11 protein-coding genes are annotated in these 11480 nt (G+C 28.3%); 10 read left to right on the top strand and 1 reads right to left on the bottom strand.

Annotated elements, in window-relative coordinates; genetic code table 11:
- The first annotated feature begins 127 nt into the window (after positions 1-127).
- Genes Q1J78_RS03960 through rodA form a run of 10 tightly spaced genes read left to right on the top strand, consistent with a single transcriptional unit; the run spans position 128 to position 10063 of the window.
- Positions 128-727 carry a Maf family protein gene (locus Q1J78_RS03960; protein ID WP_300276803.1) on the top strand — a complete coding sequence of 200 codons (600 nt, stop codon included), beginning with the start codon at positions 128-130 and terminating at the stop codon, positions 725-727.
- A gap of 8 nt (positions 728-735) precedes the next feature.
- Positions 736-1428: a RadC family protein gene (gene radC / locus Q1J78_RS03955; RefSeq protein ID WP_330683199.1), complete on the top strand. Its 693-nt coding sequence runs from the start codon at positions 736-738 to the stop codon at positions 1426-1428.
- Positions 1429-1481: 53 nt separating this feature from the next.
- Positions 1482-2537, top strand: coding sequence for a rod shape-determining protein (locus Q1J78_RS03950; RefSeq protein WP_300276801.1), 1056 nt, complete (start codon positions 1482-1484; stop codon positions 2535-2537).
- A gap of 14 nt (positions 2538-2551) precedes the next feature.
- Positions 2552-3433, top strand: a complete 882-nt coding sequence (gene mreC / locus Q1J78_RS03945) for a rod shape-determining protein MreC (protein ID WP_300276799.1) — start codon at positions 2552-2554, stop codon at positions 3431-3433.
- 12 nt (positions 3434-3445) lie between these two features.
- Positions 3446-3934 (top strand): rod shape-determining protein MreD, encoded by a 489-nt coding sequence (mreD, locus tag Q1J78_RS03940; protein ID WP_300276797.1) that lies wholly within the window; start codon positions 3446-3448, stop codon positions 3932-3934.
- 11 nt (positions 3935-3945) lie between these two features.
- Positions 3946-6966: a penicillin-binding transpeptidase domain-containing protein gene (locus Q1J78_RS03935; protein WP_300276795.1), complete on the top strand. Its 3021-nt coding sequence runs from the start codon at positions 3946-3948 to the stop codon at positions 6964-6966.
- Positions 6967-7005: 39 nt separating this feature from the next.
- A complete protein-coding gene (locus tag Q1J78_RS03930) occupies positions 7006-7770 on the top strand; it encodes a septum site-determining protein MinC (RefSeq protein WP_300276793.1) in 765 nt (254 codons plus the stop codon).
- 22 nt (positions 7771-7792) lie between these two features.
- On the top strand, positions 7793-8584 hold the full coding sequence (minD, locus tag Q1J78_RS03925) for a septum site-determining protein MinD (RefSeq protein ID WP_300276791.1): 792 nt from the start codon (positions 7793-7795) through the stop codon (positions 8582-8584).
- Positions 8585-8604: 20 nt separating this feature from the next.
- Positions 8605-8886 carry a cell division topological specificity factor MinE gene (minE, locus tag Q1J78_RS03920; RefSeq protein ID WP_300276789.1) on the top strand — a complete coding sequence of 94 codons (282 nt, stop codon included), beginning with the start codon at positions 8605-8607 and terminating at the stop codon, positions 8884-8886.
- A 55-nt stretch (positions 8887-8941) separates the two neighbouring features.
- A complete protein-coding gene (rodA, locus tag Q1J78_RS03915) occupies positions 8942-10063 on the top strand; it encodes a rod shape-determining protein RodA (protein WP_300276787.1) in 1122 nt (373 codons plus the stop codon).
- Between the two features lie 90 nt (positions 10064-10153).
- Here rodA and Q1J78_RS03910 read toward each other — a convergent pair whose 3' ends face one another.
- A complete protein-coding gene (locus Q1J78_RS03910) occupies positions 10154-11350 on the bottom strand; it encodes an FprA family A-type flavoprotein (protein ID WP_300276785.1) in 1197 nt (398 codons plus the stop codon).
- Positions 11351-11480 lie beyond the last annotated feature (130 nt).

Below are 11480 nucleotides of genomic sequence, written 5' to 3'. Positions count from 1 at the left end.
TAATATTCAAAAAAAATATTTAAATATTCGCAGTATAACTAAAAAGCATGACATATATATTGAAATTTTTATAATATAATGATAGACTAAATAAGTACGTAAACAGTGCGATTAAAGAGGTGAGATAGTGAAGATTATATTAGCATCAGGGTCGCCTAGAAGAAAAGAAATTCTAGAGAATATGAACCTAAAATTTGATATAATAAAAAGTAGTATTGAAGAAACAATTATTGAAAATGAAAATCCAAAAGATTTGGTAAAGAGACTTTCTTATGAAAAAGCTTTTGATGTAGCCAAGAAAAATAAAGGTAGTATAGTGATAGGATCGGATACAATAGTTGTATTAGAAAATCAAATACTAGGAAAACCTAATGATAAAAAAGAAGCTTTTGAAATGTTAAAAAATATGTCTGGAAAAGAACATAGTGTAATAACAGGTATAAGTATGATTTATTTAGATGAAAATAAAGAGATAAAAGACTTTTGTGTAAGTAAGGTCAAATTCAAAGAGTTATCTGATAAAGATATAAATGCTTATATAGAAACTGGAGAATACAAAGATAAAGCAGGAGCTTATGGAATACAAGGAATAGGGTCTATACTTGTAGAATATATAAAAGGTGATTATTTCAATATAGTTGGATTTCCAATATCTTATGCATCTGAAATATTTAAAAATGAATTTGGTATAAATTTATTTGAAATTAATAAAAATAGATTTATTTAATTAAAAAATTGAAAGATAATAAAAAACAAAATATAAAATATAGTGTTAAAGATGAATTCCCAAGAGAAAAAATGCTAAAAGATGGTGTAGAAAGTCTTTCTAATGCAGAGTTGATTGCTGTACTTTTAAGGACAGGAAGTAAAAATAAGTCTGTTTTAGAATTATCCTATGAATTATTAAGAAAAGATTATGAAGGAATTAGATTTTTAAAAAGTGCATCAATAGAGGAACTATGTGAAATAGAAGGAATTGGATTATCTAAAGCAACTCTTATAAAAGCTGCCCTAGAACTAGGTATAAGAGTATCTGAATCTGAAGTTATTAGGTATCAAGTAAAAAATCCATGGGATATATACATATATTATATGGAATCAATGAGATACTTAAAAGAAGAAGTATTTAAGACTGTTCTTTTAAATACTAAAAATGAAATAATAACAGATATAAATATATCTTGTGGGACTTTAAATTCTTCACTGGTACATCCTAGAGAAGTTTTTAAACAAGCTATAAAAAAAAGTGCCAATAAAATTATTCTTATACACAATCATCCATCAGGTAGTGTAGAACCTTCTTTAGAAGATATAAATATTACAAATAGATTGGTAGAATGTGGTAAAATAATAGGTATAGAAGTAATAGATCATATAATAATTGGCGATGGAATTTATTTTAGTTTTAAAGAAAAAGGAAAAATGTAATTAAGTATTTTAGTTAATTTAGTTATACTTTTAAGATTGGAAGGAGAAGTAAAATGGCAAAGAAAGAAAAAAAAGGATTATTTGGTGGATTCCAAAAAATGACAAAAGATATGGGGATAGATTTAGGGACTGCTAATACTCTTGTTTATATAAAAGGACAGGGAATAGTATTAAGAGAACCTTCAGTTGTTGCTATAAGAGATGATAGTAGAGAAGTTTTAGCAGTAGGTGAAGAAGCTAAAAGAATGATAGGTAGAACACCTGGAAATATAGTAGCTATAAGACCTATGAAAGATGGTGTTATAGCGGATTTTGATGTGACTCAGTCTATGATTAGCTATTTCATACAAAAAGCAGCGGATAATAAAGGTGTTGTAAGTCCAAGAATTGCAATATGTGTACCTTTTGGAGTTACAGAAGTTGAAAAAAGAGCGATAGAAGATGCTGCTAGACAAGCAGGAACAAAAGACGCTTTCTTAATAGAAGAACCAATGGCAGCTGCAATAGGTGCAGGTCTTAAGGTTGAAGAACCAGAAGGAAATATGGTTGTAGATATCGGTGGTGGTACTTCAGAAATAGCTGTAATATCATTAGGAGGTATAGTAGCAGCAAAATCTATAAGAATAGGTGGAGATGAATTTGACGATGCTATAGTAGCATATGTTAAAAAAGAATATAACCTTATGATTGGTGAAAGAACAGCTGAAAATATAAAAATAAATATAGGATCAACTTATAAAGATGATCAAGAAAAAGAAATGGAAATAAGAGGTAGAGACCTTATATCAGGATTACCAAAAACAATAATGATATCATCTACAGAAGTAAGAGAAGCTTTAAAAGAACCTGTAAATGCTATAATAGATGGAATAAAATCAACACTTGAAAAAACTCCACCAGAATTAGCATCAGATATAATGGAAAATGGAATTATGCTTACTGGAGGAGGAGCATTACTTAGAGGATTTGATAAACTTATAGCATCAGAAACAGGAATGAAAGTTGAGATAGCAGATTCACCTCTAGACTGTGTTGCTTTAGGAACAGGTAAATCAGTTGAAGATGAGGAAATATTTGAAAAAGTTTTAATGATGAATGCTAGAAAATAAAGTTGGTGATTTAATTGAAATTTGATAAATTTAAGAAAAAGAAAGTTAATTTAAAAGTGGTAGCAACTATTGTAGTTGCTATCACTTTAATTGGAATTGTAGGCATATCTACAATAAAAAATTCTGGAATGTCTCCATTTTCTATAGGTGTTGTTTCAGATGGAGTCGCAAAAACGTCATCTCCTATAGATTCAGCTTCTAAATTTATAAAACAAGGGATATCTGATTTTACAAATTTTAGAAAAAATGGAAATAAAATGAGAGAATTAGAAAAAGAAAATGAAAAACTAAAAGCAAAGATTATAGAATTAAATTCTAAATCTGCAAAAGTAGATTCTCTTGAAGAACTTAAAAAGGGATTAAACTATGTTAGTACAGATAGAATGAAAAGCATAGTATCAGGAACAATAATAGAAAAAAATGATGGAAATTGGTATGAGTCTTTTGTTGTAAATGTAGGTAAAAACGATGGTGTTGAAAAAAATAGTATAGTTATAAATGGAAAAGGACTAGTAGGTATAGTATACGAAGTATCTAAAAATAGTAGCAAAGCCATATCTTTACTAGATAGCAAGTCAGCAGTAAGTTTTAAAATAGTAAATAATACAGCAGCAAAAGGTGTTATAAGTAATACATCATCAGCAGTAGATAAAAAAGTATATGAAAGTAATAGAACTTTAAATGGTTATATGTTTGATTCTGGATATGAAGTTGTTCAAGGTGATACAATAGTTACATCAGGAATGGGATTATATCCTGAAGATATTCCTATTGGAGAAATAGAAAAAGTTATAGATGATAAGAACAAATCTCTTAAATCAGTAGTCATAAAACCATATGTTAATTTTAAAGATATTGATGATGTAATGATTATAAAACCAAGAAAAATAAGTTAAGGAGATTATGTTATGAAGAGATTAGTGCTTTTTATTACTGGAGTTCTTCTTATAATTATTCAAAATAGTATCATAAATTATATTGATATATTTGGAGTAACTTTTAGTATACTTTTGCCAGTACTAGTTATGTCATCTCTTTATATAGATGAAATAGAAGCAAGTGTAATAGGATTGCTTTTAGGGTTTATAATTGATATCACAGTAGGTGGTATAGTTGGAATAAATGCACTTATACTATCTGTTATATCATATACAATATCTCACTATAAAAAGAATTTTTATATAAATAGTACTAGTATGATAATGGCTTTAATAGCTATATCCACAGTTTTTCAATCATTAGTAATGATTATAGCATCTCTTATAGCTTATAAAACTGATGGATTTTTAATAATGATTTTAAAAGGATTTATAATACTTCCAATATTAAACACTATTATAGGGTATTTAATATATAAATTATTTGGTGGAATTATTATGAAACTAAGTAAAGAATAGTTGGTGATTTTATGGAAGAAAAGAAAAATATACCAAGGCTCGACACTATAAAAAAAATAGTGCTTGTTGTTTTTGCTGTAATATTAGCTAAAATATTATATCTTACAACTGTAAAAAATCAGCATTATACAGAACTTGCAGAAAATAAAACATATAAAAATCTTACAATAGAAGCACCAAGAGGTGAAATAAGAGATAGATATGGAAGACTTCTAGCAGGAAATAAGAATCAGTTTGCAGTTAAAATATCAGGAGATAGTCTAAACAAAAGGGACAAAGATGAAAAGTCTAAATTCACTTCAAATGATATAGCTTTAAATATAATAAATCTTCTTGAAAAAAATAAAGAAGAATATATAGATGAATTTCCAATATATATGGAAAATGGAAATTATTTTTATACATTTGATAAATCAATAAACGACTATAAAAAAGATAATAATATTCCACTTAAATATAATGCAAAAAAGACATTTTATGAAATTGTAGATAGATTGATATCTGAAGGGACACTTAAAAGAGAAGATAGAGATTTAGATCCAGTTGAACTACAATCAAAATTAAACGAAAAGGGATATTATCCACCTATATTAGTAAGTAAATGGCTATTTACAGATCAAAGAGATAAATATGATTGGCTAGAATCATATAAAATAGATAAAACAGCCACAGCAAGAGAAGCATTTGTAGAATTAAGAAATAGTAAAAAAATGAATATAGATAAAGATATGAATAACCAAGATGCTAGAAAGATAATGTTAGTAAAAGATTTGGTTAAATCACAAGGTTATTCACAGTATAATCCTGTTACAATTGCAAAAAATGTAAAGGAAAATACAATCGCACAAATAGAGGAAAATTCTATAAATTTACCTGGAGTAAGTGTAGATTCTCAACCAGTTAGATATTATCCAAATAAAGAATTGGCATCTCACGTCATAGGATATTTAGGTAAAATACCTTCTGTAAAAATAGATGATTACTTAAAAGAAGGATATAGTAAAGAAGATATGGTAGGGCTATCTGGTATAGAAAAATACTATGAAAAACGCTTAAAAGGAAAAGATGGATATAAGCAAGTACAGGTAGATGCTTTTGGACGTATAAGTGGAGAACTAGATTCAAAAGAACCAGTTTCTGGAGATACAGTTTATTTAAGTTTTGATATGGAGTTACAGAAAGTAGCACAGGATGCTCTGACACAAGTTATTAAAAAAGCACAATCAGGTGCAACACTTAATAGTAAATTGGGTGATGCAAGTGCTGGGGCAGTACCTAAAGCAAAATCAGGAGCTATTATAGCTATAGATGTAAAAACTGGAGATACATTGGCTATGGCGAGTTATCCTGACTTCGATCCGAACAAATTTGCAAATGGAATTAGCACAGAAGATTATAAAGCATTACAACCTGAAAATCAAAATGATACTCTTGCTCCAAATGCTTTAATAAATTTAGCTACTCATGGTGCATTCCAGCCAGGATCTGCATTTAAGATGGTTACAGGAATGGCAGCTTTAGAAAGTGGACTAAAACCTAGTTATACAATAAATGACCCAGGTGTGATTAGATTTGGAACTAAAACTTTTGGGGATTACGTATGGAACCACGGTCACGGAAATCACGGACAGACAAATTTATACAAAGCAATACAAGAATCATGTAATATATATTTCTTTGTATTAGGAAGTGGAAGAAACTGGATGCTTAATAAAGATTTAAATATTGATATGGGTGCTGAAAAAATATTAAAATATGCTAAGTTATTTGGTTTTGATAAAAAAGTGGGTCTTGATGACGAAATCGGAGAAAGTGCTGGAAGAGTTCCTAATACTGGAGATAAATTAAAATCAGTTCAAAATATGTTAAGAGCTGATATAGATAAAAGAATGGCTAATGATTTTTCTGATATAAATAGAGCTAAAAACAAAGATGAATATGAAAAAAGAATCGACAAAATAGTCAGTTGGTCAGGTGAAGAAAAAACACCTGGAAGAGTTGAGACTATGGATAGATTAAGAAAATTAAAAGTAAAAGAAGATAAAGTTGAAGAAATAGCAGATTTAGTAGTATATAGCTATTTCAATTCAGCTAAGTGGGGAACTGGTGATACCTTCAACCTTAGTATAGGTCAGGGTGAAAATGCATATACACCAGCACAGGTAGCTAGATATGTTGCAGCAATAGCTAATGGAGGATATTTAGTAGATATATCAGTAGTTGATAAAATAGTTTCTAGTGATTATAGTTCAGTAACAATTGATAAAAATAAAGAAAAAGAAAAAATAGCGTTTAAAAATCCAGAATCACTTAAAGAATTAACTAAAGGTATGAAGCTTGTTGCTACAAAAGGGACTGGTTCAAAAGTAATGTCTAAGTTCCCAATACCAGTTGCAGCAAAAACTGGATCAGCAGAAATGACAGGTAAAATACCAACAGCTAATGAGTATCAATACTTAAAATCTCATGCATCTTCTTATGGCGTTGATATTAAACAAGCTGAAAAACTTGCAAATAAAATGAAAGCGAAAAAAGAAAAAGAATTATCTAAAGAAAAAAGAAAAGAATTAGAGAATAAATTAAAAGATAAGTCTATAAAAAAAGAAGAAAAAGAAGAAATTGAAAAACAACTATCTAAAAAAATAGAAGTTAAACTTGAAGATACTGATAAAATAAATTCTCAATACTTAAGAAAAGCAATAAAAGAACTTAAACCGACTTTAACAGACGAACAAATCGATAGATTTAAAGATGATTATGGAACATTCACATGGAGTGTTGCCTTTGCTCCTGCAGACGATCCAGAAATTGCAGTAGTATGTATGATACCACAAGGTGATAGTAGTGTTTATTCTATGTTCCCAGTTAGAGAAGTTTTAGGTCAGTACTTTGGTCTTTTAAATAATAATGGACAATTAACAAAAGAACAAAAGTTAAATATGACAAAAGAACAAGAAAAACAGTATCTAGAAAAAAAACAGCAGGAAGAATCTGAAAAACAGGTAAATTATGGTGTAAAAGCTAAAAATTAATTTTGAGATTAAGAATGCACATTTTGGAGGATGGATATTTTGAAGAATTCAGAATATGAAAAAATAGAATTTAAAGGAAGTAAAAAAGGGATAATAATTGATTTAAAAGATGAAAAAGATTATGATTTTATTGTAAAATCAGTTATATCTAAAATAGAATCATCAAAATCATTTTTTGAAGGTGCTAAAATTTATAAAATAGAATCAGAGTTTTTACCAGAAGAAAATAAAGATAATTTGAAAAAATTAATTACTACAAAGTTCAATATAGATATTTATAATCCTGAAGATGAAAAATATAAAATAAATAAAAAACAAAAAGATGATATAAAGATTCAAGAAAATAAACTTATTGAAGAAAGTAGTAAAAAAAGTGAAGATGATATTTCAATAGAAATGAAAAAAATATATACTAAATATATAAGTAAAATGAGATCTGGAGATTTTATAGAATCAGATGGAAATGTAGTTGTAATGTCTGATATGAATTCTGGTTCTAAAATAGTTTCTGGAAAAGATATTCTTATAATGGGAAATATGAATGTAGGTGCAAAAGCAGTAGCAGCTGGAAATGTAGTTGTATTTGGAAATTTATTTGGATTTGTACATGCAGGTTCTGACGGAGATAAATCTTCATATATAGCTGCTAAGAATTTGAGTCCAACTATTCTTCAAATTGCAGATGTTATTGCTGAAGCACCAGAAGAAAATGAAATATCAGATGAAGTTAATGATAAGGTAGAATCAGAAATAGCCTTTATTTCAGAAAATAGAATAATATTAGAAACACAAATTGGTAAATAAATTTATGTGTGGGGTGAATAAAATGGGAGAAGTAATAGTTATAACTTCAGGAAAGGGTGGTGTTGGTAAAACCACTACTGTCGCAAATGTAGGTACAGCACTTAGTCTTAGAGGGAAAAAAACTGTAGTTTTAGATGCTGATATAGGACTTAGAAATTTAGATGTTGTAATGGGACTTGAAAACAGAATTGTTTATGATATAGTAGATGTTGTTGAAGAAAATTGCAAATTAAAACAAGCTTTAATAAAAGATAAAAGATTTGAAAATTTATACTTGATACCAGCTGCTCAAACAAGAGATAAAGATGCAATTTCTCCAGAACAAATGAAAAAACTTTGCACTCAGCTTAGAGAAAGTTTTGATTATATATTAATAGATTGTCCAGCGGGAATAGAACAAGGATTTAAAAATGCTATAGCTGGTGCAGATAAGGCTATTGTAATAACAAATCCAGAAGTTTCTGCAGTTAGAGATGCAGATAGAATAATAGGATTACTTGAAGCAAATGAAATATCTGATATAAAATTGGCTATAAATAGAGTTAGATATGATATGGTAGAACGAGGCGATATGATGGATAAAGATGATATTGTTGAAATTTTACGGATAGAATTAATAGGTATGATTCCAGATGATGAAACTGTAATTATATCTACTAATAAAGGTGAAGCAGCCATAATGGATCCTAAATCTAAAGCAGGACAAGCATACAAAAATATTGCAGCAAGAATAATGGGAGAAGAAATACCTCTATTAGATTTAAGAATAGAAGAAAGCTTCCTTCAAAAATTAAAAAGAGTTTTTTCAAAATAAATATAGGGAGTGAATAATTAGTGTTCGATATATTTAAAAGTTTTTCAAATGATAAAAAATCTAGTAAAAATATAGCTAAAGAAAGACTTAAATTAGTATTAGTTCACGATAGAGTGGACTGCTCTCCGGAGCTTGTAGAGTTAATACAAAATGATATAATTGAAGTTATATCTAAGTATGCAGAAATAGACAAAGAGGGACTTGAAATAAAAATGTCTAAATGCAGAGGGGAAGATACTGATAAACCAGTGTCTGCACTTGTAGCAAATATTCCTTTAAAAGCATTAAAAGGAAGAGTATAAATAATTAGGTCTTAGTTTAAGTCAAAAGCTTAAATAAAAGGACGGTGATATTTAGGTGAATTACAAATCAAGTTTAAAATTAATTAAACAATTAGATTGGAAATTAATTGCAATAGTTCTTATGATATTTGGATTTGGTCTTGTTATATTGAGTAGTGCGACTCATTTAAATACAAATTCAACAAGGGCTCTTTTCCAAATAGGTAAACAATGTGCAGCGTTTGGAATGGGAGCAATTATTATAGGACTAATATTATTAGTTGACTATACTTTAATTGGAAAATATTATAAAGAATTATATCTTGTGAGTTTGATTCTTCTTGCAGTAGTTTTAATACCTGGTATAGGGGCGGAAAGAGGAGGAGCTAGATCTTGGTTAAAATTAGGACCACTAGATTTACAAACCTCAGAAATTGTAAAACTTACCTTTATACTTAGTTATGCAAAAATAGTAGAATCTAAAAGAGATAGATTGAGAACTTTGAAAGATATAATGCCTTTAATCGTGTATGCAATACCATTTTTAGGTTTATTATTAGCACAGCCAGACCTTGGAACAGCACTTGTTTTTATGTGTATAATAGCAGCAATGTTATTCACAGCTGGATTAGATAGCAAAATAATAAAAAGAACGATTATAATAGTAATAGCTATGATGCCTATAATGTATATGCTTATGGCAGACCATCAAAAAGTAAGAATAGAAGCATTTTTACATCCAGAAGATGTTACTTTAAAAGGGAACTATCAAGTTATGCAATCCTTAATAGCAATTGGATCTGGAGGTATAACAGGTAAAGGTCTTTATCAGGGAAGTCAAAACCAAGAAGATTTCTTACCGGTACAAGATTCTGACTTTATATTTGCTGTAGTTGGAGAAGAACTTGGTGCGATAGGTATGACAATTTTAATAGGTCTATATATAGCCTTTATATTTAGGATTATATATGCAGCACAACAAGCTAGAGATTTTTATGGAACTTTGATAGCAATAGGTGTACTTGGAATGTTTGGATATCAAATAATACAAAATATAGGAATGACAGTAGCAGTTATACCTGTAACAGGTGTAACATTGCCTTTTGTTAGTTACGGTGGTAGTTCAATGCTTACATCTATGGCAAATTTAGGATTAGTTATGAATATATATATGAGAAGAAAAAAAATAAACTTCTAAAAAAAGAGTTATCTTTTATAAAGATAACTCTTTTTTTATATAATTAATATTGTTTATTTAAATTTATATACTATAAAAATTATTTAAATATTATAAACCTAAATTTTTTGCAAAGTTTACACCAAATTCTAAACAATCTTCAAAAGTTTCTTCTGATGGTGAGAATTTCTTTTTAAGTGGGTCAAGAGGCATTTTAAATCCTACTGCTTTTGCGTTTGCTTGAGCAATAGATATACCTTCTCCACTCCAGCCATAAGAACCGAATACAGCTGCAAGTTTACCAGTATTTGCAACAGGATCAACAATAGAGAAGAAATCCCACATAGGTTTAACCATAGTTTTATTTATTGTAGGAGATCCAAGCATAATACCTTTAGAAGATATTAAAGCATCATGAACTTTATCAAGAGGAGTAGTTTCTAAATCAAATATTTCAACATCAACACCTTCTGATTTAAGTCCTTCAGCTATTTTTTTAGACATCGCTAATGTATTTCCATATGCAGATAAGTAGAATATAGAAACTCTATCTTTTTTAGTTGCTTCAACAGTATCTTTAGACCATTTTGAATACATTGCAATTATATGGGCTATATTTCTATCTAATATAGGACCATGAGAAGTTAATATTGTATCAAAATCTAAATTTAATTTTTTAACTTTATCTAAAGCAGTTAAAACATGTTTAGCAAATGGTTTAACTATGCAATCATAATATAATTTATTAGCTTTATGATAATCATTATGATCAGATTCATCTAAACTTGTACAAGCATAATGTGCACCGAAAGCATCACAAGTAAATAAAACTTTATCATATTCATCATAAGTAAACATTGTATCAACCCAATGAAGGAAAGGAGCATGAATAAAAGTAAGTGTTCTTTTTCCTATATTAAGAGTTTCTCCATCTTTAACAACATGTGCCTTAAATTCCATATTTAATTGACTATCAAGATAAAGTTTTGCAGCTCTAGTACAATAAACTTCTATATTAGGATTTAATTCTAATAAAGCTTTAAGACTTCCAGCGTGGTCTGGTTCTGTATGATGAACTACAACATAATCTATATCGTTTATATCTGTTAATTCTTTTAAATTTGATAAAAATTCATCTTTAAACTCTTTTTTAGCAGTATCAAAAAGAACTGTTTTTTCATCTTTTATAAGGTAAGAGTTATAAGTAGTACCAAATTCAGTTTCCATTATGATATCAAAAACTTTAAGATCTTTATCTTTGACACCTGTATAATAAAGATCTTTTTTTATTTCAAAAGTATTAGTCATTTTGAAATTTACCTCCTTTTTAATTTATAAATATTTAACAAAAGCTAACTAGCTTTTTAAAATCCTATATGTATAAACATATTATATCACATCTCATTAATAGATAAATTAAAATTTTATTATAAAAAAA

It is taken from the genome of Peptacetobacter sp., from assembly GCF_029264495.1.
In the GTDB taxonomy this organism is placed as follows: domain Bacteria; phylum Bacillota; class Clostridia; order Peptostreptococcales; family Peptostreptococcaceae; genus Peptacetobacter.
Note: the sequence above shows the minus strand (reverse complement) of the source record. Positions and strands in the feature narration are given on the sequence as shown.